At 74.8% G+C, this 25,609-nt stretch carries 23 protein-coding genes; 6 read left to right on the forward strand and 17 right to left on the reverse strand.

Annotated elements, in window-relative coordinates; all coding sequences use genetic code 11:
* Nucleotides 1–5: 5 nt before the first annotated feature.
* The gene (locus ABT299_RS14180; protein ID WP_500251012.1) at nt 6–2,774 is read right to left on the reverse strand and encodes a sensor histidine kinase; all 2,769 of its coding nucleotides are present in this window, start codon (nt 2,772–2,774) and stop codon (nt 6–8) included.
* A 298-nt stretch (nt 2,775–3,072) separates the two neighbouring features.
* Here ABT299_RS14180 and ABT299_RS14185 point away from each other — a divergent pair, with 298 nt between their 5' ends.
* Nucleotides 3,073–4,269: an extracellular solute-binding protein gene (locus ABT299_RS14185; protein WP_190857076.1), complete on the forward strand. Its 1,197-nt coding sequence runs from the start codon at nt 3,073–3,075 to the stop codon at nt 4,267–4,269.
* Between the two features lie 84 nt (nt 4,270–4,353).
* On the opposite strand, the gene ABT299_RS14190 is transcribed toward ABT299_RS14185, so the two are convergent.
* The 3 genes from ABT299_RS14190 to ABT299_RS14200 are packed head-to-tail and all read right to left on the reverse strand — an operon-like array spanning nt 4,354 to nt 6,580.
* Nucleotides 4,354–4,647, reverse strand: a complete 294-nt coding sequence (locus tag ABT299_RS14190) for a DUF1330 domain-containing protein (RefSeq protein WP_190857065.1) — start codon at nt 4,645–4,647, stop codon at nt 4,354–4,356.
* A gap of 29 nt (nt 4,648–4,676) precedes the next feature.
* Nucleotides 4,677–6,095 (reverse strand): MFS transporter, encoded by a 1,419-nt coding sequence (locus ABT299_RS14195; RefSeq protein ID WP_387022531.1) that lies wholly within the window; start codon nt 6,093–6,095, stop codon nt 4,677–4,679.
* Nucleotides 6,096–6,121: 26 nt separating this feature from the next.
* Nucleotides 6,122–6,580, reverse strand: a complete 459-nt coding sequence (locus ABT299_RS14200; RefSeq protein ID WP_500251013.1) for a MarR family winged helix-turn-helix transcriptional regulator — start codon at nt 6,578–6,580, stop codon at nt 6,122–6,124.
* Between the two features lie 172 nt (nt 6,581–6,752).
* Between ABT299_RS14200 and ABT299_RS14205 the strand changes: the two genes are divergently transcribed.
* Entirely contained in the window at nt 6,753–7,661 is a 909-nt protein-coding gene (locus tag ABT299_RS14205; protein ID WP_500251014.1) for an oxygenase MpaB family protein, read from the forward strand.
* Here the strand turns inward: ABT299_RS14205 and ABT299_RS14210 are convergent, their stop codons facing one another.
* Genes ABT299_RS14210 through ABT299_RS14225 form a run of 4 tightly spaced genes read right to left on the reverse strand, consistent with a single transcriptional unit; the run spans nt 7,662 to nt 10,943 of the window.
* Nucleotides 7,662–8,570 (reverse strand): RecB family exonuclease, encoded by a 909-nt coding sequence (locus ABT299_RS14210; protein WP_190857074.1) that lies wholly within the window; start codon nt 8,568–8,570, stop codon nt 7,662–7,664.
* A 37-nt stretch (nt 8,571–8,607) separates the two neighbouring features.
* Nucleotides 8,608–9,318 carry an MBL fold metallo-hydrolase gene (locus ABT299_RS14215; protein WP_190857062.1) on the reverse strand — a complete coding sequence of 237 codons (711 nt, stop codon included), beginning with the start codon at nt 9,316–9,318 and terminating at the stop codon, nt 8,608–8,610.
* A gap of 9 nt (nt 9,319–9,327) precedes the next feature.
* Complete coding sequence (locus ABT299_RS14220) at nt 9,328–10,248, reverse strand: PHP domain-containing protein (RefSeq protein ID WP_500251015.1); 921 nt, start codon at nt 10,246–10,248, stop codon at nt 9,328–9,330.
* Nucleotides 10,249–10,295: 47 nt separating this feature from the next.
* Nucleotides 10,296–10,943, reverse strand: coding sequence for a DUF6758 family protein (locus tag ABT299_RS14225; RefSeq protein ID WP_500251016.1), 648 nt, complete (start codon nt 10,941–10,943; stop codon nt 10,296–10,298).
* A gap of 83 nt (nt 10,944–11,026) precedes the next feature.
* On the opposite strand from ABT299_RS14225, the gene ABT299_RS14230 reads away from it, so the two are divergent.
* The gene (locus ABT299_RS14230; protein WP_500251017.1) at nt 11,027–11,422 is read left to right on the forward strand and encodes an NUDIX hydrolase; all 396 of its coding nucleotides are present in this window, start codon (nt 11,027–11,029) and stop codon (nt 11,420–11,422) included.
* Here ABT299_RS14230 and ABT299_RS14235 read toward each other — a convergent pair.
* Together ABT299_RS14235 and ABT299_RS14240 are read right to left on the reverse strand one after the other, a co-directional pair.
* Nucleotides 11,408–12,826 carry a CPBP family intramembrane glutamic endopeptidase gene (locus ABT299_RS14235; protein ID WP_500251018.1) on the reverse strand — a complete coding sequence of 473 codons (1,419 nt, stop codon included), beginning with the start codon at nt 12,824–12,826 and terminating at the stop codon, nt 11,408–11,410. The genes ABT299_RS14230 and ABT299_RS14235 overlap by 15 nt on opposite strands.
* Before the next feature lie 22 nt (nt 12,827–12,848).
* Complete coding sequence (locus tag ABT299_RS14240) at nt 12,849–13,790, reverse strand: HpcH/HpaI aldolase/citrate lyase family protein (protein ID WP_190857057.1); 942 nt, start codon at nt 13,788–13,790, stop codon at nt 12,849–12,851.
* 39 nt (nt 13,791–13,829) lie between these two features.
* Here ABT299_RS14240 and ABT299_RS14245 point away from each other — a divergent pair, with 39 nt between their 5' ends.
* Entirely contained in the window at nt 13,830–14,336 is a 507-nt protein-coding gene (locus ABT299_RS14245; protein ID WP_500251019.1) for a hypothetical protein, read from the forward strand.
* 17 nt (nt 14,337–14,353) lie between these two features.
* Here the strand turns inward: ABT299_RS14245 and ABT299_RS14250 are convergent, their stop codons facing one another.
* The 3 genes from ABT299_RS14250 to ABT299_RS14260 form a co-directional block, all read right to left on the reverse strand.
* Nucleotides 14,354–15,244: an RNA polymerase sigma-70 factor gene (locus ABT299_RS14250; RefSeq protein ID WP_190857055.1), complete on the reverse strand. Its 891-nt coding sequence runs from the start codon at nt 15,242–15,244 to the stop codon at nt 14,354–14,356.
* Nucleotides 15,245–15,392: 148 nt separating this feature from the next.
* A complete protein-coding gene (locus ABT299_RS14255; RefSeq protein WP_190857054.1) occupies nt 15,393–15,893 on the reverse strand; it encodes an inorganic diphosphatase in 501 nt (166 codons plus the stop codon).
* A gap of 42 nt (nt 15,894–15,935) precedes the next feature.
* Nucleotides 15,936–18,122, reverse strand: coding sequence for a SpoIIE family protein phosphatase (locus ABT299_RS14260; protein ID WP_190857053.1), 2,187 nt, complete (start codon nt 18,120–18,122; stop codon nt 15,936–15,938).
* Between the two features lie 219 nt (nt 18,123–18,341).
* On the opposite strand from ABT299_RS14260, the gene ABT299_RS14265 reads away from it, so the two are divergent.
* Nucleotides 18,342–19,346, forward strand: coding sequence for a DUF5954 family protein (locus ABT299_RS14265; RefSeq protein ID WP_190857052.1), 1,005 nt, complete (start codon nt 18,342–18,344; stop codon nt 19,344–19,346).
* Here ABT299_RS14265 and ABT299_RS14270 read toward each other — a convergent pair.
* Nucleotides 19,341–20,792 carry an MFS transporter gene (locus ABT299_RS14270; protein ID WP_387022557.1) on the reverse strand — a complete coding sequence of 484 codons (1,452 nt, stop codon included), beginning with the start codon at nt 20,790–20,792 and terminating at the stop codon, nt 19,341–19,343. The genes ABT299_RS14265 and ABT299_RS14270 overlap by 6 nt on opposite strands.
* A 7-nt stretch (nt 20,793–20,799) precedes the next feature.
* A complete protein-coding gene (locus ABT299_RS14275; protein ID WP_387022560.1) occupies nt 20,800–21,210 on the reverse strand; it encodes a nuclear transport factor 2 family protein in 411 nt (136 codons plus the stop codon).
* Between the two features lie 75 nt (nt 21,211–21,285).
* Between ABT299_RS14275 and ABT299_RS14280 the strand changes: the two genes are divergently transcribed.
* A complete protein-coding gene (locus tag ABT299_RS14280; protein ID WP_500251020.1) occupies nt 21,286–21,894 on the forward strand; it encodes a TetR/AcrR family transcriptional regulator in 609 nt (202 codons plus the stop codon).
* A gap of 47 nt (nt 21,895–21,941) precedes the next feature.
* Here ABT299_RS14280 and ABT299_RS14285 read toward each other — a convergent pair whose 3' ends face one another.
* The gene (locus ABT299_RS14285) at nt 21,942–23,720 is read right to left on the reverse strand and encodes an ABC transporter ATP-binding protein (protein ID WP_500251021.1); all 1,779 of its coding nucleotides are present in this window, start codon (nt 23,718–23,720) and stop codon (nt 21,942–21,944) included.
* Nucleotides 23,717–25,588: an ABC transporter ATP-binding protein gene (locus ABT299_RS14290; protein ID WP_500251022.1), complete on the reverse strand. Its 1,872-nt coding sequence runs from the start codon at nt 25,586–25,588 to the stop codon at nt 23,717–23,719. Before ABT299_RS14290 ends, ABT299_RS14285 begins: the two co-directional genes overlap by 4 nt.
* Between the last annotated feature and the right edge of the window lie 21 nt (nt 25,589–25,609).

Below are 25,609 nucleotides of genomic sequence, written 5' to 3' on the forward strand. Positions count from 1 at the left end.
CGGGCTCACGAGTCCTCGGTATCGAGGGCCTCGGCGCGCCCGCGCCGGGTGCCCTGCTGGATGGACGACATCATCGAGCGCAGCTCCTCGGGGGTGCGGCCGGCGCGCGGCGCGGGCTCGGGGGCGGGCCGGGCGCCCTGCTCCTCGCGCAGCTGAGCGGCCATGTTCTCCTGCCGGACGCGCTTCGGCAACGCCGGCCGGTCGCCGCGCGCGGCGCCCGGGGGACGGCGGCGGACCTCCCGCGGGGAGCGCGGCGTCCGCTGCGCGGCGGGCCGCTCGTCGTCGCGGCGCGCGGGCGGCTCGCCCCACGCGGACGGCGACCGGCGCTGCTCGGGCAGCGGCCCCTGCACGGGCTCGGCGAACACCGGCCGCGGACCGGTCGCCTCGGACGCCTCCCCCGGTCCGGACCCGTCGCCGGTCTCGCCGGACGCGTCGCTCGGGCCCCATCCGATCGGGCCGGTCGCGGCGCCGCCGGGGGCCGGGCCGGCCGGGACCCCGATCGGGCCGGTGGCCGGACCGTCGGAGGGCAGGCCGACCGGGCCCGTGGGCGGACCGTCGGAGGGCAGGCCGATCGGGCCGGTGGGCGGGCCGCCGGCGCGGTCGCCGAACCCGGTGGAGCGGCCCGCCGCGCCGCCGCCCGGGCCCGCGCCGAGCGGGTCGTCGCCGAAGGGGTCTTCGGCGAGCGGGCCGAGCGGGTCGTCGCCGAACCGCGGCGGGCGGGCGAGCGGCTCCGCGGGACGGGCCTCGGCGGGTTCCGGGCGCGGCGCCGCGGCGTGCCGTCCGGCCGGGAGGCGCAGCACGGCGCCGCCGGGCCCGTCGTCGTCGGGGCCGTCCGGACGGCGGCCGACGACGGCACCGACCGGGACGAGGGCGTCCTCGGCGCGGCGGGTGGTGAGCGCGGGCGGCGCCTCCAGCGCCTCGGCGTCGGCGCGGACGACGAGGTCCTCGGGCAGCAGCACGATCGCGGTCATGCCGCCGTACGGGGAGGTCCGCAGGGTGACCTTGACGCCGTGCCGGCGGGCGAGCCGGCCGACGACGAACAGGCCGAGCTGCGAGGCGTCGGACAGGTCGAACTCGCCGCCGCTGGCGAGCCGCTCGTTGGCCGCGGCGAGGCTCGGCTCGTCCATGCTGAGCCCGCGGTCCTCGACCTCCAGGGTGAAGCCGTGCGAGACGGCCTGCCCGTGCACCTGCACGGTGGTGTGCGGCGGCGAGAACGCGGTCGCGTTCTCGATCAGCTCGGCGAGCAGGTGGATGACGTCGGCGACGGCGGGCCCGACGATCGCGGCGCGGGTCATCGGCGCGACGTTGACGCGGGTGTAGTCCTCGACCTCGGACGCGGCGGCGCGGGCGACGTCGACGATCGCGACGGGGCTGCGCCAGCCGCGGCCGGGCGCCTGCCCGGACAGGATGATGAGGCCCTCCGCGTGCCGGCGCATGCGGGTGGCGAGGTGGTCGACCCGGAACAGGTCCTCCAGGTCGTCGGGGACCTCGATGCGCCGCTCCATCGAGTCGAGCAGCTTGAGCTGGCGGTGCAGCAGCGTCTGGCTGCGGCGGGCGAGGTTGACGAAGACGTCGCTGACGTTGCGGCGCAGCGTCGCCTCCTCGACCGCGCCCTGGATGGCGGTGCGGCGGGCGGCGTTGAACGCCTCGCCGACCTGGTCGATCTCGCGGGTGCCGAACGCCAGCGGCGGCGCCTCGGCGGCCACGTCGACCTCCTCGCCGCGGCGCAGCCGGCGGATCACGCCGGGCAGCCGGACGTCGGCGAGGTCGATGGCCTCGCGGCGCAGCCGGGCCAGCTCGCGGATCACGGACCGCGCCACCCACACCGCGATGACCAGGGACGCGACGACGGCGAGGAGGCCGAGGACGCCGGCCAGCACGACCCGGGTGATGATGCCGTCGGAGATCGGCTTGGCGCGCTGCTCGGCGCCCGCGGCCACCGACAGCTCCAGGCCGCGCAGCCGGGTGAGGTTGGAGTCGGCGGTGGTCTTCCACAGCGTCCCGGAGTCGGTGGACGGCCGGACGAGCGTGCGGGACGCGACGAACCGGTCCTCCAGCGCGCGGAGCCGGGCGTACTCCGGCATGCCGGTGACGCGCTGGTAGTAGGACTGGTCGTCGGCGCGCAGCTCGGACGAGGCGAACCCGTACAGGGCGCGCTGGGTGCCGACGAGCTTGACGAACTGGGCGTGCTCGGCGGGCGTCATCCGCCCGGCGGCGAGCGCGCCGGCGAGGACGGCGTCCTCCTCGGCGAGGGTCTCGCGGGCCCGCGACAGCGACGCCTCGTTGCGGGCGTCCTTGGCGACCTCGGAGTTGTCGAGGGTGGCGAGGGAGCCCTGCAGCGACCCGACGTCCGACAGCAGGGCGGTGTAGTCGGCGAACGCCTTGGCGCGGCCGGTGGCGCCGGCGTCGATGGCGCGCCGCCCGGTGCCGAGCGCGGCGAGCTCGCCGCCGATCCGGTCGGCGAGCCGGCGGGCCTGCGCGGGCGCGGCGCCGCGGGCGCCGGGGTCCTGGACGAGGCGGCGGAACAGCTCGGCCTGCCGGTCGGTGACGAGCCGCCCCGACTCCATCGCGGCGCGGTCTCCGTCGGTGCGGCTGCCGAGGTACACCATCGACAGCCGGCGCTCGTTCTGCAGGGCGCTGCCGAGCGCGCCGGACGGGTAGCCGAAGTGGTCCTGGACGGTCTCGACGTGCCGGAGGTTGAGGCCCTGGCCGAGCGCGATGCTCGCGGCGAAGGCCCAGAGCACGCCGAGCGAGACGACCGAGACGGTCACCATCAGGACGACCTTGAACCGGATGGACCGGAACCGCGACGCCTTGGGGACCCGACGGTGGCCGGCGGCGGGGTCCGAGGAGCGGCCTCGTTTTGGCACTTCGGTGACGACTTTCGCTCGTGGGGGCAGGTGGGGGCCGACAAGGTCCGGGCGGAACCCACAAGGTTCGAGCGGAACCGGGGAGGTCGCCGCGGAACGGACGGAAGCCTAGGGCGATCCCGCGCCGTGTGTCGACAGTTTCCAGATCATCACATTTTGTGTGCGCACGTGACCAAAAATAGCCCTACGATCTCTCAGCGTGATGGCGAACACCCCGAACCACGCGCACCGGGTGCGGCGCCCGCTCGCGGCGGCCGCGCTCGTGGTGGCCGCCCTGACCGCCGGGTGCGGCGGCGGCTCGACCGGCGCGGCACCACCGCCGGACATCCCGACGCAGCAGGAGATCGGCGCCTCGGAGGGCCGGCTCGACCTGGTCGTCTGGGCGGGCTACGCCGAGAACGGGTCGAACGACCCGAAGGTCGACTGGGTCACCCCGTTCACCAAGGCGACCGGATGCCGCGTCGAGGCGAAGGTGGCCGACACGTCCGACTCGATGGTCGCGCTGATGCAGACGGGCAAGTACGACGGCGTGTCCGCGTCCGGCGACGCGTCGCTGCGGCTCGTCTACGGCGGGACGGTCGCGCCGGTCAACACGCGGCTGCTCAGCGGGTACGGCGACATCGCCGGGTTCCTGAAGAACCAGCCGTACAACTCGGTGGACGGGCGGATGTACGGCGTCCCGCACGGCTACGGCGCCAACATGCTGATGTACCGGACGGACAAGCTGGCGCAGCGCCCCACGTCCTGGGACGTCGTGTGGAGGAAGGACTCCCCGGCGTCGGGGCACGTCGTCGCCTACGACTCCCCCATCTACATCGCCGACGCCGCGCTGTACCTGAAGGCGCACCGCCCGGACCTGAAGATCAAGAACGTGTACGAGCTGGACGAGAAGCAGTTCGGCGCGGCGATCGACCTGCTGAAGCAGCAGCGGCCGAACGTGAACCAGTACTGGGCGAACTACCTCGACGAGCTCCAGTCGTTCAAGAGCGCCGACAACTACGCGGGCACCGCGTGGCAGGTGACCGCGAACCTGGCGATGGACCAGCGGTCACCGGTCGCGACCACGATCCCGACGGAGGGCGCCACCGGCTGGTCCGACACGTGGATGATCTCGTCGAAGGCGCAGCATCCCGCGTGCATGTACAAGTGGATGAACTGGATCATCAAGCCGAGGGTGCAGGCGCAGGTCGCGCAGTACTTCGGTGAGGCGCCGGCCAACCCGAAGGCGTGCGCGTACACCGCGAAGGGCTTCTGCTCCACGTACCACGTCGGCGATCCCGCCTTCTACAAGCGGCTGGCGTTCTGGCGCACGCCGGTGAAGGACTGCGGGGACGACCGCGGCAACGACTGCGTCGACTACGCGCGCTGGACGCAGGCCTGGACGCAGATCAAGGGCTGACCAAGAAGACCCGGCGCTCGAACGGACCGGTACCGGGACCGCGCCGGGTGTCGCGTCCCGTGGACCCCGGCGCGGCATCGGTCGTCAGTCGAGACCTTCGATGATGCGGAAGTCGCGCTCGACGCCGTCGGCGAGTGCGGCCAGCGCCTCCTGGTAGGCCGCGCTCGCGCGCGCGGCGACCGCCTGTTCGAAGCTGTCGAACTCGATCAGGATGGTGCGCTCGGCGATTCCGGCGTCGTGCGCGACGACCCGGCCGTCGCGGGCGAGCACCCGCCCGCCCGCGGCCCTGACGGCCGGACCGGCCAGTTTGTTGTAGGCGGCGAGCTTCTCGGGGTCGGCGATGGTGCGGTAGACGCTGACCCAGTAGCCCTTGGCCACGGTGACCTCCTGTGTTCGGACGGCTTCGGTCAACCGGCCGGGTCCGCGATCGGATCCGTCTCGGCTGAGCGTCGGCGGGCGAGGACGAGGCTGGTCATCGTCGTGATCGCCATCGCGGCGACGCCGACCAGCGCGGCGGTGGTGTAGGCGCCGTCGTTCGGGAAGACGCGGCCGGTGCCGGTGCCGGCGGCCAGGACCAGACCGCCGATCGCGCTGCCCAGGGAGTACCCGACGCTGCGGACGACGTAGTTGAAGCTCATGGCGCTCGACGTCTCGCTCTTGGGCGTGACGGCCAGGATGACGCCGGGCATGGCGGCCGAGAAGCTGCCGACGCCGAACCCCAGCACGCCCATGGCCACGAGCAGTTCGGCCAGATTGGACCGGGCCGCCGCGAACAGGACGAACCCGCCGCCGACGATGGCGGCGCTGCCGGCCAGCAGCAGGGGGCCGTCGATCCGTTCGCGGACCCGGGGCGTGAGCTTGCCGGCGACGAACCCCAGCACGGAGAAGGGGATGAGGACGAGCCCCGCCACGAAGGTGCTCAGCCCGAACCCGTAGCCGGCGCCGTGCGGCGTCTGGGCGTAGCGGGTGATGAGCGTGAGCAGGAGGTACATGCCGCTCCCGCCGACGAACATGGCGATGTTCGCCCCGGCGACCGCCGGGTGCCGCACCGCCCGGACGTCGACCAGAGGCGTCGTGCTGCGCAGCTCGGAGGCGGTCCAGGCGCACAGCAGGAGCACGGCGGCGACGGCGAGGGTCACCGCCACGGCGAGGTGCCGGCTCCACAGGCTGCTCTCGCCGGCGAGGAACAGGACGAGGAGCAGTCCACCCGCCAGGACGAGCGCACCGGCCACGTTCACGTGAGCGGAGCGGCCTTCGGGAGCCGCGGGCACGGAGCGCCAAGCGGTCAGGAACGCGACGGCGGTGACGAGCAGGCCGAGGCCGTAGGCGGCCCGCAGTCCGCCGAACTCGGCGAGCAGCGCGGCCAGCGGGTAGCCGACGCCGGCCCCGATGATGGAGACCACCGAGATCAGGGCGATCGTGGCCGCGCCGCGCCGCTCGGGGAGATGGTCGCGGGCCACGCCCATCATCAGCGCCGTGAGGCCGAGTCCGGTGCCTTGGGCCGCTCTGCCGGCGAGCAGGCAGGCGAACGGCAGCGGCAGCACGGTGAGCGCGCTGCCGACGACGACGATCGCCAGCGTGGCGAGGATCGTGGCCCGCCGGTGCGGACCGGCGCCGAGCCGGCCGAGGACGGGCGTGGCGACGGCGCCGCTGAGCAGGGCGATGGTCAGCGTCCACTGCGCGCTGTCGAGGGAGACGTGGAACGTGGTCGCCACGCTGGTGATGAGCGGCGTCCCGAGGCTGCCGACCGCCGCCACGACCAGGGCGATGAACATCAGGGCGGGGACCAGCAGACGCGCCTCGGAACGCGCCGGGGCTGTGCTCATGGGCCGGTCGTGACCCTGGGCCGCGGTCACCGGTCCGACTCCTCTCGGGCGTGGCTTTCGAGCTCCGCCAGATGCAGCAGCGCCGGGAGGGCCGCCGCCAGGGCCTCGGCCTCGTCACCGGTGAGTTCGTCGATCAGCCGCGCGTACGCGTCGACGCCCGCCTGGCGCCGTGTCCGGACGTACGACGCGCCGGCCTCGGTCAGGCGCACCAGCGTCACCCGCTTGTCGGACGGATCGCCCGTCCGCTCGACCAGCCCGGACTTCTCCATCACCCGGACCACGACGGTCATCGCGGGCTGGGTGACGCCCTCGGCCGCCGCCAGATCGGTGATCCGTCGCGGGCCGGTCTTGTCCAGGGTGGCCAGGGTGGCGGCGGACGTCAGGCTCATGTCGCGGGGAAGGCGTCTCACGGCCCTGGTGGCCAGGTCGTAGAGGGCCGACCCGATGGCATCGGAAGCGTCGTGCGCGGCGCCTTGGCGACTCATGGGTGAAGCATAGCAGCTTTATATAGAGCCTTTATGCATATCTCGACCGGGATCCGGCGACACTCGACCGCGTCACCTCGAACGGGACGCGACACCGGGGCCGGTGTCGCGGCCATGGCCGGGTAATGAGACACTTACATCGGTTTGTCGCACGACGTCTGGTGAGGTGGGAATGTCCGCGACCGTCCAGCCCCCCGAGAGCGTGACCTGGCGGGTCCACATCGACCGGTCCATGTGGGTCGGCGGGGTGCGCAGCCTCATGCTGCAGGCCCTGCACCCCATGGCCATGTGGGGCGTCTGGCAGAACTCCAACTTCCAGGAGGACCCCTTCGGCCGGCTCCAGCGCACCGCCGACTTCGTCGGCGTCGCCACGTTCGGCACCCGCGAGGAGATCGACGCGCTGGCCCGGAAGGTCCGCGACATCCACCGCAGCCTGCGGATCCTCAACCACGACACCGGGAAGAAGGAGCGCCTCGACCAGCCCGAGCTGCTGCTCTGGGTGCACTGCGCCGAGGTCTACTCCTACCTCCAGGTCGCCCGCCGCGCCGGTCTCCTGCTCACCGACGCCATGGCCGACCGGTACCTGGACGAGCAGCGCAGCACCGCCGCCTACGTCGGGCTGCACGCCGAGGACGTCCCCGGCAGCGTCGCGGAGATGGAGCAGTACCTCGCGAGCATGCGCCCGCACCTGCGCGTCACCGAGGAGGCGGCGGCCACCGTCAGGTTCCTGATGTGGCCCACGATGCCGGAGAACCTGAAGTTCCTCGCCCCTGGAAAGCCGGGCTACTTCCCCTTCGGCGCGCTCTGCTACTACTCGCTGCCCGACTGGGCCCGCAAGATGTACGGGGCGCTTCCCGAGGTCCCGCAGCCCGCCGTCACCGCCGCGCTCCGCTCGTTCCGCCTCGCGATGAACTCGGTGCCGGAGAAGCTGCACGACTACGCGTTCGCCAAGCCCACCCGCGAGATGCTCGAACGCGCCCGGCAGAACCTCGCCGCCGAGGGCTACGACGTCAGCCGCGGACTCTACGGCCTCCGCGACCCGCGCCGCTGGAAGTCCCGGAAGGCCCTGACCGCCGCCTGATCAGGCGTCTTCGCCGAGGGCCGCCCACGGCTCCTTGCGAGGGGCGGCCTCGCGGCCTTCGGGGCAGTGGCGGGCGAAGTCGCACCACGAGCACAGCCGACCGGGACGCGGCGGGAACTGCTCGTCGAACGGTGCGTGGTCGACCGGCGGCGCGTCGCGGCCCGGCCCGGTGTCGCGGCTCTGCGCGCCGACGCGGGTCCGGGCGTTCTCGCCGCGACGCGGGGCGGGGACGCGCGCCCGGTACGCGTCGTCGGCGGCGGACGCCTCCGCCGCGATCTGCTCGGCCCGCCTGATGTGCCGCTGCAGCGACTCGTCGGTGTGCTCCCAGACCGCGACCTCGCCGGACGGCAGGTGGTGCAGCTCGACGCGGTGGCACGGGCGGCGCAGCACGCGGGACGCGGCGACCGCGTAGATCGCCAGCGCGAGCGAGCCGCGCGCGTCGTCGGCGGTCTGCACGTGCCGGCCCGTCTTGTAGTCGACGACGACGAGCTCCGAGCCGCGGGCGTCGAGCCGGTCGATGCGGCCGGACACGGCGATGCGGTCGGTGCGGGCCGCGACGGTGCGCTCGACGCCGACCGGCTCGTCCGCCGGGTCGAGGCCCGCCGCGTACCGCTCGGTCATCTCGCGGGCGCGCTCGCGCCACCGCGCGGACTGCGCCTCGTCCCGGAACCCGTCGGTCAGCCAGCCGCGCGCCAGCAGGGTGCCGGCGGCCTCCGGGGTCCGCTCGGCGGGCGGCAGCCGCCACCAGCCGGCGAGCGCGTTGTGCACGGCCGCGCCGACGCTGTTGTGCGCCCACGGCGGGCCCTTCGGCGGCATCGGACGGTCCAGGTAGGTCATCCGGTACCGGCGGGGGCAGTCCAGCCAGGTGTTCAGCCGGGACGGCGTGCACGCGTACAGCCGCTGGGGCATGCCGTCGAAGCCCAGCTGCTCGGCCCCGGCCACCGGATCAGTCGTCGTCCTGCTCGCGGGCGAGCGAACCCCAGGTCTCCCAGCGGGCGTCCTCGTCGCCGACCGTCGTCTCCTCGCCCTGGCCGGGCAGGATCCGCAGGTCCTTCGGCAGCGGGGTGAGCAGCGCGCCGATCGAGTTCAGCTGCTTGCCGAGCTCGTCGTACACGCCGCCGATCGAGCCGGGGCGGCCGCGGTGCAGGGTGTCGCCGGAGAACAGCACGCCGAGCTGCTCGCTGATCACGCTGACGCTGCCGGGCGTGTGGCCGGGGGTGTGCAGCACCTCCAGCTGGGAGTCGGCGATCTCGAAGATGCCGCCGTCCTCCAGCCAGATGTCCGGTTCGAGGGAGCGCAGCGCCTTGGCGTCGTCCTCGTCCTTCTCCTCGCGGGCGAGGCGGCCGAAGTAGTCCCGCCACAGCACCCGGTCGCCGCGGTGCAGCGCGATCGGGGCCCAGTTCTCCTCGTCCTCCTCGCCGGCGGCGGCCACCTCCAGCACCACCTCGAGGCGGTGCTCGTTGCCGTCGGTGAGCAGGACGGCCATGACCTCGCGTTCGCCGACCTCCTTGAGGATGGCCTCGGCGTCGAAGGCCGGGTCGATCACGATGACCTCGTCGTCGTCGCCGACGATGTAGGTGTTGTTCTCGACGTCGTACTCGGTGTCGTCGAGGGTGAGCTTCCCCGACGTCGTCACCTGTTCGATGCGCGCGTCCACGCTGGCACCCTACCGTGCTTCCGGGGCGGTTCCGGGCGGCACCGCTCCAGTGCCCGAAGACACCGCGTCAGCGCCCGCGGAGACGGGCGAAGAGACGGGCGCCGAGCCGGTGGACGCGGCGACGAGGGCGGCGTAGGCGTCCGGGGCGGTGGTCTCCGCGCCGAGGCGGTCACCGGTCAGGGCACCGTGGTCGTCGCTGGAGCCGGTGGCGGCCAGGCCGAGGTCGCGGGCGAGGCCGCGCAGCGCGGCGCGCTCCCCCGCGTCCTGGTCGGGGTGGTCGACCTCGATCCCGGCGAGGCCGGCGGCGGCGAGGCCCGCGATCACCTCGTCGGAGAAGACGTAGCCGCCGCGCCGGGTCCGCGGATGGGCGAGCACGCACACCCCGCCGGCCGCCCCGACCAGCCGGATCGCCCGCGCCGGGTCGAGCGCGTACCGGTCGGCGTGCGCGCGGCCGCCCTCGGCGATCCAGTCGCGGGTGAACGCCTCGTCCGGGGACGCGACGACGCCCGCCTCGACCATGGCGCGCGCGATGTGCGGGCGGCCGACCGCCTCGCCGCGCGCCAGCGCGCGGACCCGCTCCCAGGTCACGTCCGCGCCCAGCTCCCGCAGCCGCTCCACCATCGTCCGCGCCCTGATGACGCGGTCGTCGCGGATCCGGGCCAGCTCGGCGGCGAGGGCGGGCTCGGACGGGTCGAACAGGTACCCGAGCAGGTGCAGGCTGCGCCCGTCGTGCTTGCACGACAGCTCGACGCCGGGGACGAGCGTCAGCCCGTCCGGCAGAGCGGCGGCGGCCTCGTTCCAGCCGGCGACCGTGTCGTGGTCGGTCAGCGCGACGACGTCCACGCCGTTCGCGCGGGCCCGCCGGACGACCTCGGACGGCGGGCGCGTCCCGTCGGAGACGTCGCTGTGGCTGTGCAGGTCGATGCGCATGCGCCCTTTCTAACAGCCGCCGGCCCGGCGGGCGGGCGGCCGTCCGCCTACTCGTCGAGCCGGGGGCTGTAGGCGCCGTAGGGAAGGTCCAGGTCCATGCCGGGTTCGCGCAGGTCGAGGAGGTTCTGGCGCTCCAGCATCAGCACGCCGGCCTCGGCGGGCCACAGCACCGCCCACAGCCAGTCGCCCATCGCCTCGCCGACGTAGACGGCCCGGTCGGGCCGGGTGCCGACGGCCCACATCGGCACCGAGTGGCCGCAGGTCGCGGCGGGCCCGCTGATGTCGATCTTGGCGTCGGGCGGGCTGCCGTCGAACCCCGGGCCGGGGTCGCCGCCGTCCAGCCCGGCGTAGTGGCCGCCGAGCCCGATGCCGGGCTCCTCGGCGATCAGCACCAGGTCGGCCGGGCCGCTGAGCAGGCCCGGCCCGGACAGCGCGACGGCCGTCGCCCGGGCGCCCGAACGCTCGTCGCCCACCGCGCAGAAGCCGGTGACGAGCCAGGCCGGCGGAAGGGGCCAGGGCGTCCAGACCGGGACCCTGGCGTCCTGGAGCACGGCCGCCAGCCCGTCCGGGCCGGGGCGCTTGGACGGCTGGCGGGGTAGTACGGCGCCGTGCACGCCGCAGCTCCAGTCGCTCGACCAGAGGCCCGGCGCGCTCACCGGGCCCGCGCATCGCGGGCATGTGGGCTCCGACCTCATGACTACCCACCCTGCGCGCCGATTCCCGCCGCCGTCAAGTTCCCCGAGGTAGCGGACCGGGCAAGGCGCGTCAAAATGGTGACATGAGGGTGCGCTGCGTCGGGGGGATCGTGAGGGACGCGAGCGGGCGGCTGTTGCTGGTGAGGCGCGGCCGGCCGCCGGGCGCCGGCCTGTGGTCGGTGCCCGGCGGGCGGGTCGAGCCGGGCGAGGACGACGCCGCCGCGGTGGTCCGGGAGCTGAAGGAGGAGACGGGCCTGGACGTGGTGGCGGGCGCGCTCGCCGGGTCGGTGGACCGTCCCGGCCCCGGAGGCGTTGTCTACGAGATCCACGACTACGAGGCCCGGGCGGTGGGCGGCGTCCTGCGTGCCGGGGACGACGCCGCCGACGCTCGCTGGGTCACCGCGGCGGAGCTGCGGGAGCTGCCGCTGACGGACGGCCTGGTCGAGGCCCTGGAGTCGTGGGGCCTACTGGGGCCGTGAGACGAACGCGGGCTCGGCGTCCTGCGGGACCGCGCCGGGCCCCGGGTCTTCGGCCGCGCCCGCCGTGACGGTCTGGATCCTCTTGCGGCGCGCCAGCCAGACGACGACCGCCGCGTACAGCAGCATCGGCGCGACGTCGGCGGCGACGGCCTGCCACGGCACGGAGCCCTGGTCGATGTCGAGCTTCCCGACGGCGGCCGGGCCGAGGAACGCCAGCAGGTTGTTGAACACGTGCAGGGCGATGCCGGACTCCAGCCCGCCCGTCCGCGTCGCGAGCCAGGCCGCGACCGCGCCGAACACGAAGATGTCGAGGATGCCCCAGCCGGTGTAGCCGTGCAGGGACGTGAACGCGGCCGACCCGATGACGATCCCGGGCCACGGGGTGCGGAACACGGCGCTGAACGCGCGCCCGACCCGCCCGGTGCGGGTCTCCAGCGTGCAGGCGCCCACGGCCTGCAGCAGCCAGCCGCGGAAGACGACCTCCTCCGCCGACGACTGGAGCGGCACCAGCAGGACGATCACGAGGGCGGCGGGCGCGAACCGGCCCCAGCCGACCCAGTGCTCGCCGCCGGACGAGTCGTCCGGGAGGAACGCGCTCGCGACGATCGACGACGCGTACGACAGCACGCAGAACCCGACGGCGAGGCCGCAGCAGGTGAGCAGCCAGCGCCAGCGCACCCGGCCCGCGACGGACGCGAGGGTGCCGGGCCTGCGACGCTGCACGAGCCACGCGGCCAGCAGCGCCATCGGCAGGAAGACCGCGATGACGGCCAGGTTGAACGCCAGGTCGGCGGTCGGGTTCCCGAAGATCGTGTCGGCGCCGCTCCCGGTGGCGTCGGGTGCGTCGCCGGTCGCGATGACCCGCACCACGATCCCGATGATCATCATGCCGATCGCCAGCGCCATGCCCGCGACGATGATCACCGCACTGCCCACGAGCGGCCGCCACCAGCGGTGCAGCGGCGTCCGCGCCATCCGGTGGAACGGGGTGCCGGGCGGCGGCGCGGCCGTCCACGGCCCCTTCGGACGCGGCGGCCCGTACCCGGTGAACCCCTGCGCGGCGTAGGGGCCGTAGGGCGCGCCGTACGCCGGTGGGTACGGGCCGGCGCCGTACTGGCCCGGATAGGGCTGGGCCGTCGACTGGGGTTGGGCGCCCTGGCCGGCGGGCCATGTCCAGCCGGTCGGCGCGGGCAGCCCATCCGAGGTCGGGCCGGGCGAGCCGGCCGGGCCGGGCGGCACAGGCGGGCCGATCACGGGCGGCGCGGGCGCGGGCGGCGCGGGCGCGGGGGCCTGCGGCTCCGGCGCCCCCTCGGACCCGTCCGACATACCGGGATCGAGCGGGGCCCAGCCGTTCTCGTCCCCTGCCATCGGCACCTGGTCCTCTCCCCGCGACGGTTCTCCCATGTGGGACGAATGGTACGTCCCGTCAGGTCGCCGGGGCGTCGAAGCGCTTGGTCCGGGCCATCCCGGCGGCGCGCCCCTTCGCCGCGACGACGAGCGCCATCTTCCGGGACGCCTCGTCGATCATCTCGTCCCCGAGCGTGGCGGCGCCGCGCCCCTCCACGGTGACGTAGTGCTCGTAGGCGTCCAGGATCAGCTCGGCGTGGTCGTAGTCCTCCTGCGACGGGGAGAACACCGCGTTCCCCGCGTCGATCTGCGCCGGGTGCAGCACCCACTTGCCGTCGAACCCGAGCGCGGCCGAGCGCTTCGCGACCCGGGTGAACGCGTCGACGTCCCGGACGTTGAAGTACGGCCCGTCGATGGCCTGCAGGTCGTTGGCGCGCGCGGCCATGAGGATCCGCATCAGGATGTAGTGGTAGGCGTCGCCCTCGGTGTACCCGGGCGGCTGCTCCCCCACCACCAGCGTCCTCATGTTGATCGAGGCCATCAGGTCGCCGGGGCCGAACACCAGCGCCTCCAGCCGCGGCGACGACGCGGCGATCTCGTCGATGTTCACCATGCCCTTGGCGTCCTCGATCTGCGCCTCGATGCCGATGCGGCCCGCCTCGAACCCCATCGCCCGCTCGATCTGGGTGAGGAGCCGGTCGAGCCAGCGCACGTGCGAGGCGTCCGACGCCTTCGGCAGCATGATCGCGTCGAGGTTCGCGCCCGCGCCCTCGACGACCTCGATCACGTCCCGGTACGCCCAGTGGGTCTCCAGGTCGTTGATCCGCACCACGCGGGTCTTGCCCGTCCAATCGCCGTCGTTGAGCGCGGCCACGACGGTCTTGCGCGCGCCCTCCTTGGCGGACGGCGCGACCGCGTCCTCCAGGTCGAGGAAGATCTCGTCGGCGGGGAGCCCCTGCGCCTTCTCGATGAAGCGGGGATTGCTGCCGGGGACCGCGAGGGTGGTACGTCGAGACCGCATGAGGCGGATGCTATCCAGCGCGTATGAGACGCTTTCCGCGTGGGTGAGCTGAACCGCGCGCTGGTCGAAGAGGCGGCGAAGAGGTCGGGGCTGCTCTGGCTCGACCTGCCCGGCCTGCCGCAGCCGCGCGCCGCGTGGCACGTGTGGCACGACGGGTCGGCGTACGTGCTGACCGGCGGCGAGGGCGAACAGCCGCTGCCGGGCCTGCCGGACGCCGAGCGGGTCACGGTGATCCTGCGCAGCAAGGACAAGGGCGGCCGGCTGGTCGCGTTCACCGCCGGCTGCGAGCGGGTCGAGCCCGGCGGCGAGCTGTGGGACGAGGTCGTGCCGCTGCTGGTCAAGGAGCGGCTGAACGCCCGCACCCACGAGGGGCAGGCGGAGACCTGGGCGGCCGAGTCGTGGATCGTCCGGCTGACCCCGGTGGACGCGGTCGACGACCCGGACCCGGAGGCGTACGCGACGGTGCGTCCGGTGCCGACGCCGGCGACCACCGCGGGCCCGCCGCCGAGGATGTTCGGCGGCAGGCGCCGCAGGGTCGACGAGTAGCCGCCGGCGGGTCCCCGTCACATCGGCAGCGTGCGGCCCTCCGCGATCGCGCGGAGCTTGTCCGGATTCGCCACCAGCTGGATGTCCCGGACGCGCCCGTCGTCGCCGACGGTGGCGCTGATCACGCTGATCGGCCCGTCCGGGCCGTCGACGACCACGGCCGGCCCGCCGTTGATCTCGACCTGCCGCAGCCGCCAGTCCTCGGGGGCGACGCCCTCGTAGGGGCGGGTGGCGATGTTCGCGAAGAACCGGGCGATGAGGTCCGCGCCGTGCACGATCTTCCGCGGCGCCTGGACCTTGCCGCCGCCGTCGGTCCACAGCGTCACGTCCGGGGCGAGGGTCTCCATGAGCCGGTTGATGTCCCCGCCGACGACCGCGTCGAGGAACCGCTCCGTCGCGGCGCGCCGCTCGGCGCCGCCCGCCTCGAACCGGGGACGGCGCGCCTCGACGTGCTTGCGCGCCCGGGTGCCGAGCTGCCGCACCGACGTCTCCGTGCGGTCCAGCGCCCGCGCGATCTCCGCGTACGGGTAGCCGAACACCTCCTTCAGCACGAACACGGCGCGTTCCAGCGGGCTGAGGGTCTCCAGCACGACCAGCATCGCCATCGACACCGACTCCGACAGCTCGGCGCCCTCCGCCGCGACGTCCGGGGAGGTCAGCATCGGCTCGGGCAGCCACGGGCCGACATAGGTCTCGCGCTGCGCGCGCGCCGACCGCAGCCGGTCCAGCGCCACGTTCGTGGTGATCCGGACGAGGTAGGCCTTGGGGTCCTGGACGTCGGAGCGGTCGGCGGCGGACCAGCGGATCCACGCGTCCTGGACGGCGTCCTCCGCGTCCGCGGCGGTGCCGAGCATCCGGTAGGCCACCGCGAACAGCAGGTTGCGGTGCTCCTCGAAGACATCAGACATGATCGTTCAGCCTTTCACGGCCGGGCACGCGCGCCCGCCCTCACCACCGAGGACGGGACGCCCGCCCGGATCGTGACATCGCCGCGGAACCGACGCCACCGGGCACCGCACACCCGGCCTCCGGGCACCGCACGTCGCGGCGTCCCGGCTAGCGCGATCCGGCGAGGTGGGCGTCGGCGGCGCGCTCGATGGAGTCGCCGATCTCCCGGTCGGCGACGAGGCGGTCCTGCCAGCCGCGCACGTCGGTGTCCTTGCCGGGCTCCAGGTTCTTGTAGATGTCGAAGAAGTGCGCGATCTCGTCCAGGAAGTGGTTCGGCACATCGCTCAGGTCGCGGACCGACTCGTAGCGGACGTCCCGCGCCGGCACCGTGAGGATCTTGGCGTCGGGCAGGCCGCCGTCGTGCATCCAGAACACCCCGACGCTGCGGACCGACACCTGGCAGCCGGGGAACGTGGGCTCCTCCAGCAGGACCATCGCGTCCAGCGGGTCGCCGTCCTCGGCGAGCGTGTCGGGCACGTAGCCGTAGTCCACCGGGTACTGCGTGGAGGTGAACAGCATCCGGTCCAGGCGGATGCGCCCGAGCCGGTGGTCCATCTCGTACTTGTTGCGTGATCCGCGCGGGATCTCGACGATCATCTCGATTTCCATGGTGCCTCCCCAGCAGGGTCGTACCCGGCATGCCGGGCCGCCCTACTCCCCCGATGCCGGAACGTGCAGCGCGAGCAGCGTCACGTCGTCGGACTGCTCGTACCCGGCGAGCAGCCGGGCGACCAGGTGGTCGACGAGCCGTCCCGGATCGGCGGCGGCGCCCGGCGGCAGCTCCGCCGCGGCCGCGACCAGGTCGCCGAGCCCGGTGTCGACGCCGCGCCTGCGGTTCTCCACCAGCCCGTCGGAGTACAGCACGACGGTGTCGCCCGGCGCCAGCGAGAAGCTCGCCTGCTGCCGGTGGCTCGGCCAGCCCAGCGGGGTGCCCGCCTCGACGTCGCTGAGGCCCGGCGGCGCGCCCGCGGGCAGCAGCAGCGGCGGCGGGTGCCCGGCGCTGGTGTACAGGCCCTGCCCGGTGGACGGGTCGATCACCAGGTAGGCGACGGTGGTGAACTGCTCGGCGTCCTCGGTGGCGCTGAACAGCCGGTCCAGGCCGGACAGGACGGCGGCGGGCCGCGGGTCGGTGAGCGCGAGCGCGCGCAGCGCGTTGCGCACCCGGCCCATGATCGCGGCGGCCAGCACGCCCTTGCCCATGACGTCGCCGACGACCACCGCGAGCCGGCCGCCGGGCAGCTTGAACACGTCGTACCAGTCGCCGCCGACCTGCACGTGCCGGGTCACCGGGTCGTAGCGCGCGGCCATCCGCAGCTCCGGGGAGCTCGGCAGGTCGCCCGGCAGCAGGCTGCGCTGCAGCTGCTCGGCGGTGCGGTGCTCGCGCTCGAACAGCAGCGCCCGCTCCACCGCGAGCGCGCACTGCCCCGCCAGCGCCTCCAGGAACACCTGCTCGTCCTCGGTGAGGAACCGGGTCCGGGTGAAGGCGAACCGCAGCACCCCGATGGGCGCGCCCGCCGCCAGCAGCGGCAGCGCCACCCACGCCTGCTCGCCGGGGCCGCGCCGCCGCTCCGCCGCCGCGGCGGCCTCGCCCAGCTGCCGGCGCAGCTCCTCGGGGTTCTCGGCGACGAACGGGCGGCCGTCGCGCGCGGCGGCCGACATCACGCCCGGCTCCGCGACGGCGAGGCTGTCCGGCCAGGCGTCCGAGCCGTCCGGCCCGGAGTCCGCGTCGGCGCCGGACGGGTCGTCGGCGGGGGCGACCGGGGTGAGCCGCGTCCGGCCCTCGTCCAGGAGCGCGACCGTGCAGTGGTCGACGCCGACCGCGGACTGCCCGACCTCCACGATGACCCGCACGACCTCGCCGACGGTCAGCGCCTCGGCGAGCATCGAGGTGGCCTGCTGGAGCCGGGCGGTGCGCAGCGCGGCGGCCGAGAGCTGGCCGGTGAGCCTGCCGCGCATCTCCTCGGCGTCGCGGCGGCCGGTGACGTCGGTCCCGGCGCACACCCACTCGATCACCGCGCCGTCCCGGCGGATCGGGACGGCCCGCACCTCGAAGTGCCGGCGGCCGCCGGACGCGGTGAGGACGCGGCAGTCGACCTCCAGGACGCGCCCGTCGCGCATGCAGGCGCGCCACTCGGCGGCGACGCGGTCGTAGTCCTCGGGATGCACGGCGGCGATCCAGCCGCCCCGCGCGTACGCCTCGGGGGTCTGGCCGGTGACGGCGCGCCAGTGCGGCGCGTCCTCGCCGGCGGCGCCGTCCGCCGCGGTCGTCCACACCACCGGGGTCGTCGCCTCGACCAGCGACCGGTACCGCTCGGTGCGGCGGGTGATGGCGTCCTCGACCGCGCGGCGGACCGTCTCGTCCTGGACGATCAGCGCCGCGCCGAGCATCGCGCCGCCGGGGCCGCGCACCGGCAGGCACGCGCAGACCCAGACCCGCTCGCCGTAGGCGTCGGGCGCGGCGGCGTCGGGCACGGCGGCTCCGGGCGTGCCGGGCGCGGGGCCGGCGGGTGCGGGCGCGCGGACCTCCAGGCCGGTGACGGGACGGCCGTCGTCCAGGACGCCGCGCAGCGCCGGTTCGAGGACGGCCGCGAACTCGCCGTCCAGCACCTCGGCGAGCCGCCGCCCGACGGGGTTCACACCGTTGCGGCCGCCGGCGCCGCCGCCGCGCAGCAGCGCGCGCAGCGCCTCGTTGGCCCGGCGCAGGCGCAGCCGGGCGTCGAGGAACGCGACGCCGAAGGGCACCTCGGTGACCAGTGCACCGAACAGCGCCGAGTCGGCCAGGGCCGTGCCGGTCCAAGCCGAGCCGGTCCGAGCCGTGTCGCGGGCATCCGGGACCATCGCCTCATCCCCCGGTGTCGATCCGGCCACCAGTCTAGACGCGGCCTCCCCCGGACGGCGGCGGTCGCGCGAGCCGTGTCCGGCCGCGGCGGTGCGGGCCCCGCGGCGCCGCATCATCTGCCGGACATAAGCCGCCGATCGGGAGAAGTCGCACGTCAGCGGGGGTCCGGTTCCGCGGATTCGCCTGCGGGCCGCCGCACGGAAACCGACTATGAGGGCATGACGTTCCCGTTGATGCAGGGGTACGACCACATCAACCTGGTCGCCTCCCTCGATCCCGTCGCGGCCGTGCGGGACCGCGAGATCGGCGACGCGATCCTCGCCTTCCCCAAGCTCCTCCCGGCCGGGTCGCCCGACTTCGGGTACGCGGTGCAGACCGGCGCGGAGTGGCGCATCGGCTGCCTCGGCGCGACCGACCCGTCCGCCGCCCGCTACGGCCTGGCCGCCGACCTGCGGCGGGACGCGGCGGACGGCGGCCACCCGCCCGGCGTCGCGCGGGCGATGCTCGCGGCGGCGGGCCGGCTCGACCCCGAGGAGGGCGACCAGCTCCCGAAGGACGAGTGGGAGATCGGCGACCGGCGCTACCGGATCATCCGGGTGGAGAAGTACACGCTGCTCGGCGACCGGGTGATGGAGCCGCCCCGGCCGACCGACACGCCCGGCACCTGCGGCGACGGGATGCTCCGCGGCCACCTGCTGGAGCCGGCGGCGCCGGCCGGCCAGTGGGAGGCGCAGCTGAGGCTGAACCTGGTCGGCTTCATGCCGGTGCCGGGTTCCGTCCCGGCGACGGTGCTGACCGAGGCGCAGCACGCGGTGCGGACGCATCCGGGCGTGGTGCTGCTGCCGCCCACGTTCATCGCGGTCGAGGTCAAGGAGAACGGGTGGGCGCCGCTGACCGGCGGCGACGACCCGGAGGAGACGCGGCACCGGCTGGCCCGCTACTTCGGCGACCTGCTGCCGCGGCTGCGCGAGTTCCAGGGCGACCCGCCCGAGCCGGCCGAGCTGGCGGAGTGGGACCGGGCCGCCGAGCAGATCGAGGCGGCGACCGGGCACGCGTTCACGGCGGCGGGGCGCGAGTTCCGCACCGTCCGCATCTCGCGGATGCTGCGGCTCGGCCGGGACGGGCCGGAGGCCCCGCGCCCCTCCGACCAGGAGCGCTACGGCCTGTCCGGCGCCGTCCACGACGAGGAGTACGACGAGGAAGAGGAGGAGGAGACCTCATGACGGCCGGGCGGCGGCCGCCCGGCCGGTGACGAGGAACACCACCGCCGCGACGGCGCACAGCGCGCCGGCCGCGCCGAGGCTCGCGACGTCGAAGCCGTGCACCGCCGCGCGCGCCGCCTCGCCCGGATGGGCCCGCAGGTAGTGCGCGGCGGCCGTCCCCGCGACGGTGCTGAGCAGGGCGGTGCCGAGGGACGCGCCGATCTGCTGCGACGTCATGACGGTCGCGCCCGCCACGGCCGTGTCGGGTCCCGCGCCGAGCGTGGCCGTGCTGTTGGCGGTGACGAGCACCCACCCGGTGCCGAGGCCCACCAGCAGGAACACCGGCAGCACGTGCGTCCAGTAGCCGCCGTCGACGCGGACGGTCCCGAGCAGCGCGAGCCCGGCGGCGATCACCAGCAGGCCCGGGGCCAGCAGCGCCCGCACCGGCGCGCGGACGAGCAGGGGGCTCACGCACCGGACGCCGATCATCAGCCCGGCGGTGAGCGGCAGGAACGCGACGCCCGCCCGCACCGGCGGGTACCCGAGGACGTTCTGCAGGTAGAAGGTGAGGAAGAACAGCGCGGCGAACATCCCGACCGACAGGCCGAGGACGGCCAGGTACGAGCCGCCGCGCCGCCGGTCGAGGACGACCCGCGGCGGCAGCAGCGGCCCGGACACCCGGGTCTGCGCCCACGCGAACGCCGCCAGCAGCGCGACGCCGGCGGCCAGCGGTCCGACGGTCGTCGCGGCGCCCCAGCCGTCCGGTTCGGCCCGCGCGAAGCCGAGGACCAGGCTCATCAGTCCCGCGGTGGCGAGCAGCGCCCCGACGGCGTCGACCTTCACGCCCGGCGTGCGCGGCACCGCGCGGACCGCGTAGAGCACCCCGGCCCCGGCGGCGACCGCGATCGGCACGTTCACGAACATGCACCAGCGCCAGTCGAGGTAGTCGGTGAGGACGCCGCCGAGCACGACGCCGAGCCCGGACGAGCTGCCCATCACCGTCCCGTAGATCCCGAACGCCCGGCCGCGCTCGGCCGGGGCCGGGAAGGACGCGGCCAGCGTCGCGAGGACCGACGGGGTGAGCAGGGCGCCGAAGGCGCCCTGGGCGGCCCGCGCGGTGAGCAGCAGGGCCGGGCCGGGCGCCGCGCCGCCGAGCGCGGACGCCAGCGCGAACCCGGTCAGCCCGATCAGCAGCGCGCGGCGGCGGCCGATCAGGTCCGACAGCCGGCCGCCGAGGAGCAGCAGGCCGCCGTAGGCGAGCGCGTAGACGGTGATCACCCACTGCCGGTCCGGGTCGGACAGGTGCAGGGAGCGCTGCAGCGACGGCAGCGCGATGTTCATGATCGTCATGTCGATGCCGATCATGAGCTGGGCGGTGGCGACGGCGGCCAGCGCCCACCAGCGCCGCGGGGCGGGCGCGGTCCGCGCCGCGCCCTCCCGCTCTCCGGGAACCGTTTCCGTGGTCACGGCCGCCTCAGAACATGCCGTTGGAGTTGGCGGCGGTGTCCGGGATCGGCTGCATCACGTCCCAGTGCTCGACGATCCGGCCGTTCTCGAACCGGAAGATGTCGACGATCGCGGTGCCCGCCTGGCCGGGCACGCGGATCCCGTGGACGTGCGCGATGACGCGGTCGCCGTCCGCGTACAGGCCCTTGACCTCGGCGCGCAGGTCGGGGAACTCGGCCCGGATGCCGTCGACGAAGCCGCGGAAGCCCTCGATGCCGTCGGCGATGCGCGGGTTGTGCTGGACGTAGCGGTCCCCGATCAGCCGGGCGGCGGCGTCGAAGTCCTTGCGGTTGAGCCCGGCCTCGTAGAAGGCCAGGACGGTCGCCTTGTTCGCTTCCTGCTCGGCGATCGTCGCCTCGTGGTGGGCGGTGGTGGTCACGGCGGAGCCCTTCGTTGACTGAACAGCTGTAGCGCTACGACTGTAGCGCAAGAGCCGTCGCATTAGAATGCCCGCATGGGAACGGCATCGCCCTCCCGCGGGCGGAACCGGCGCGGCCAGGGCGAACGGCTGCGCGAGGAGATCGTGGCGACCGCGCTGCGGCTCCTGGAGGAGCTGGGCGACGACGAGGCGCTCTCGCTGCGCGCGGTGGCCCGCGAGATCGGCATCGCGGCGACGTCGGTCTACCTGCACTTCGCCGACCGGGACGCGCTGGTCCTCACGGCGATGCGCAGCAGCCACGCCGACCTCGTCCGGGCGAGCGACGAGGCCGAGGCGGCGGCCGGCGACCCGGTGGGCGGGCTGCGCGCGCGCGTGCAGGTCATGGGCAGCTGGTCGCACGACCACCCCGGCCTCTACAAGGTGCTGCACGAGAGCGCCGTCAACCAGCGGTGCGACATGTCGTTCAAGATGGAGCTGGGCAAGCGCACCACCGAGGCCGTCCAGCGCTGCATGGACGCGGGCCTCGCCCCCGCCGGCGACGCGGCGTCCGTCTCGCTCGACCTGCGGGCGGCCGTGCACGGCGCGGTGTCGATGCGCGTCAACCAGCCCGACCTGCCGTGGGAGCCGCTGGAGGAGCAGGTCGACCGGCTCCTCACCAAGCTCGTCGGCGTCCGCCTCCCCTAGAGACGACGCCTGGCGACGGCCGCTGGAGACGGCGCCTGGCGACGGCCTCAGAGATACGCGCGGGCCTGGAGTTCGAACAACTCGGCGTAGAGCCCGCCTTCGGCGAGGAGCGTGGCGTGGTCGCCGGCCTGGACGACCCGCCCGCCGTCCATGACGACGATGAGGTCGGCCATCCGGACGGTCGAGAACCGGTGCGACACCAGGATCGTGATCGCGCCGGTGCCGGCGGCGGTGCGGCGCGCGGCGTCCAGGTAGCGGCGGAACAGGGCGTCCTCGGTGGGCGCGTCGAGGCTCGCGGTCGGCTCGTCCAGGACCAGCAGCAGCGGGTGGTCGCGCATCATCGCGCGGCCGAGGGCGAGCTTCTGCCACTGGCCGCCGGACAGGTCCGCGCCGCCCTGGAACGACTTCCCGAGCGGGGTGTCGAGGCCGGACGGCAGCTCGTCGATGACGCTCGTCCCCGCGGCCCGGTCGAGGGCGGTGCGCAGGGCCTCCTCGTCGTCGAGGCGCGGCAGGTCGCCGATGCCGACGGCCTCGCCCGCGCGCAGGTTCCACTTCACGAAGTCCTGGAAGGCGGCGGACGTGCGGGCGCGCCACGCGGTCCGGTCGACGTCCGCCAGGTCGGCGCCGTCCAGCAGGATCCGCCCGCTCGTCGGCGGATACAGGCCGGTCAGCAGCTTGACCAGCGTCGTCTTGCCCGCGCCGTTCTCCCCGATCAGCGCGACGGTGCCGCCGGCGGCCAGGACGAGGTCCACCCCGCGCAGGACCGGGACGTCGGTGCCCGGGTAGGCGAACGCGACGTCCTGCAGCGTGATGCCGTGGTCGAGGCGGTCGGGGGCGGCCGCGCCGCCGGAGCGCTGCGCGGCCGCGTGGTCCTCCAGCCACAGCAGGCTCTGCGCGGCGGACGCCGTGGTGACGACCTGCCCGATGGCGTTGGACGCCTGCGACACCGTGAGCTGCGCGCGCCGCAGCAGGCTGACCGCGAGGACGACCTGTCCCGCCGACGCGTCGCCCCGCGCGGCCCGGACGGCGATGAACGCGATCGCGCCGGAGAACGCGGCGGCGTACAGGAACCAGCCGAGCGCGCTCCACAGCGCGCCGGCGGACGCGGCGCGGACGGTGGCGCGGCGCGCGGCGGCGGTGAGCCGGTCGTGCCGGGCGCGCAGCTCCGCGCCGAGCCCGTACGTCCGCAGCTCCTTGGCGGGCCCGGCGGTGGCGGCCAGCTCGAACAGCTCACCGGCGAGGCGCCGCCGGTCCGCGACGGCGGCGTCGGCGCGCTCGCGCAGCGCGACGGACCGCTTGTCGGCGAGGTACGGGGGCAGCCCGGCGAGGGGCAGCAGCGCGAGCGGCGGGTAGACGGTCGCGAGCAGGACGGCGATCCCGACCGTCCGGACGGCGACGGACGCGAGCGTGAGCGCCTGCCGGGGCCCGGACGCGAGCATCGGGCGGCGCTGTTCGAGCCGTTCCAGCTCGGTGAGGTAGTCGGGGCGCTCGAAGTGCTCCAAGCCGGGGACGGCGTTGACGAGCGCGGCGATCCGGGCCGACAGCCACACCGACACCTCGTCGGTCAGCGCGGTCAGCCGGCCGGCGGACACGATCATCAGCGTCCAGGACAGGGTGAACAGGACGGCGACGGTGACGGTCCCGGCGATCCCCGCGGGGACGTCGTGCCGTGGCAGCGCGTCGACCATCGTGCGGATGCCGAGCGGGTAGGTGATCTGGGTGAGCGCGGTCGCGAGGACGGTGAGCGCGGCGACGGCCATGGGGCGCGGCGCTGCGCGGAACCCGTCGGAGACCAGGACGCGGAACGTGCGGCGAACCCTCGTCATGCTTCTTCCCCCTCGGCGCCCTCGGCGCCCTCGGCGCGGTCGTCGCCGTCGTCGCGGAACCGGGCGGCCTGGAGGCGGAACATCTCCGCGTAGATCCCGTCGAGCGCCATCAGCTCGTCGTGCGTGCCCTGCTCGGCGAGGCGGCCGCCGTCCAGCACGCAGATCCGGTCGGCGCGCCGCACGGTCGAGAAGCGGTGCGAGATGACGATGGACGTCAGGCCGCGCGTGAGGTCGAGGAACCGGTCGTAGAAGGCGGCCTCGGCCCGGACGTCCAGCCAGGCCGTGGGCTCGTCGAGGACGAGCACCGTCGCGCCGTGCTCGACGGCGAACAGCGCGCGGGCGAGCGCGACGCGCTGCCACTGGCCGCCGGACAGGTCGGTCCCGCCCTCGTAGCGGCGGGACAGGACGGTGTCCCAGCCGACCTCCGCGGCGAGGTCGAGCGCCCCGGCGCGGGCGGCGGCGCGGTCGCGTCCGGCGGCGTCGTCGAGGTGCTCGACGGCGCCGAGCGCGATGTTCTCGGCGAGGGACAGCGGGTAGCGGTCGAAGTCCTGGTACACGGCGGCGAACCGGCGCTGCCAGCGCGCCGCGTCGAGGTCGCGGAGCGGGACGCCGTCCACGGCGATCGTCCCGCCGGTCGGGTCGTGCATGCGGGCGAGCAGCTTGACCAGCGTGGTCTTGCCGGCGCCGTTCGCGCCGACGATCGCGGTGGAGCGTCCCGCCGGGATCTCCAGGTCGAGTCCGTCGAGCACCGGGTCGCCGCCGGGGTAGGCGAAGCGGACGCCGTCCAGCCGGATGCCGTGCTCGGGGAGCCCGGCCGGGTCCCGGCCGCCGTCGAGCTCCTCGCGGGCGGCGCGCAGGCGCGCCTCCAGCGCGGCCTGGTCGGGCAGCGCCGAGACCATCCACTCGGCGGAGATGTCGCTCGTGGTGACGGTGCCCGCATACATGGTGGCGGGCAGCAACGGCAGCATGACCGACAGCTCCCGCAGGCCGATCTGGTGGTGCAGCGCCGCGTACGCGAGCGTGCCGCAGGCGACGAGGTAGGCGGCGAGCACGGCGCCGGCGAGCAGGTAGGCGCGGCGGGCGAGGCGGGCGTAGCTCTCCCGGGTCGTCGCCATGCCCGCCGCCCAGTGCTCGCGGTACCGGTCGACCGTCCAGTCGCCGAGCCCGAAGACGCGCAGCTCCTTCGCGGCGGTCGGGCGGATCGCCAGGTAGAGGAAGTACCAGGCGCGCCGCAGCACCTCGGCCTTCGTCCGGAACCCGACGATCTGGGCGAGGATGATCTTCCGCAGCGGGCGCCGGATCAGCAGCCACACCGCGAGCAGCGCGAGCCCGAGCCACCACCGGAACGTGGCGAGGACGGCGCACGCACCGATCCCGGCGAGCCGGGAGCCCGCGGCGGCGGCGAGCGCGACCGGCGCGTCCGCCGGGACGTGGCCGGTCAGCGTGCCGCGGGCCAGTTCCAGCCGGTCCCGGATCTCCGGGTCCTCCAGGTGCGCGACGCCCACCGGGCCGCTGACGGCGGCCATGAGCCGGCTCTGCAGGTCGTCCACGAGGCGCGCCTTCACGCAGGCGCTCAGCCACTCCTGGTACGGGCCGGTGAGGAGGGTCGCCGCGTAGAGCAGGCCGGCGGCGAGCAGCGCGCCGGCGAGGGCGCGCCCGGCGGCGCCGTGCAGGTGCGCGGCGGCGGCCGCCGGGATGCGCCCGGCCGCGTAGCCGAGCGCGACGAGGCTCGCGTTCGGCAGCACCGCGTTCGCCACGACCAGCAGGGCGATGGCGGCCGCCCAGCCCTTGCCCGCGCCCCAGAGCATCCGCAGCGCGCGCACCCGGCCGGACCCGGCGAGCCGTTCCGTGAGCCCTGCCCCGTCCACGTCGACCTCCAAAAGTTGATG

This window comes from Spirillospora sp. NPDC000708, assembly GCF_040299565.1.
Taxonomy (GTDB): Bacteria; Actinomycetota; Actinomycetes; order Streptosporangiales; family Streptosporangiaceae; genus Spirillospora.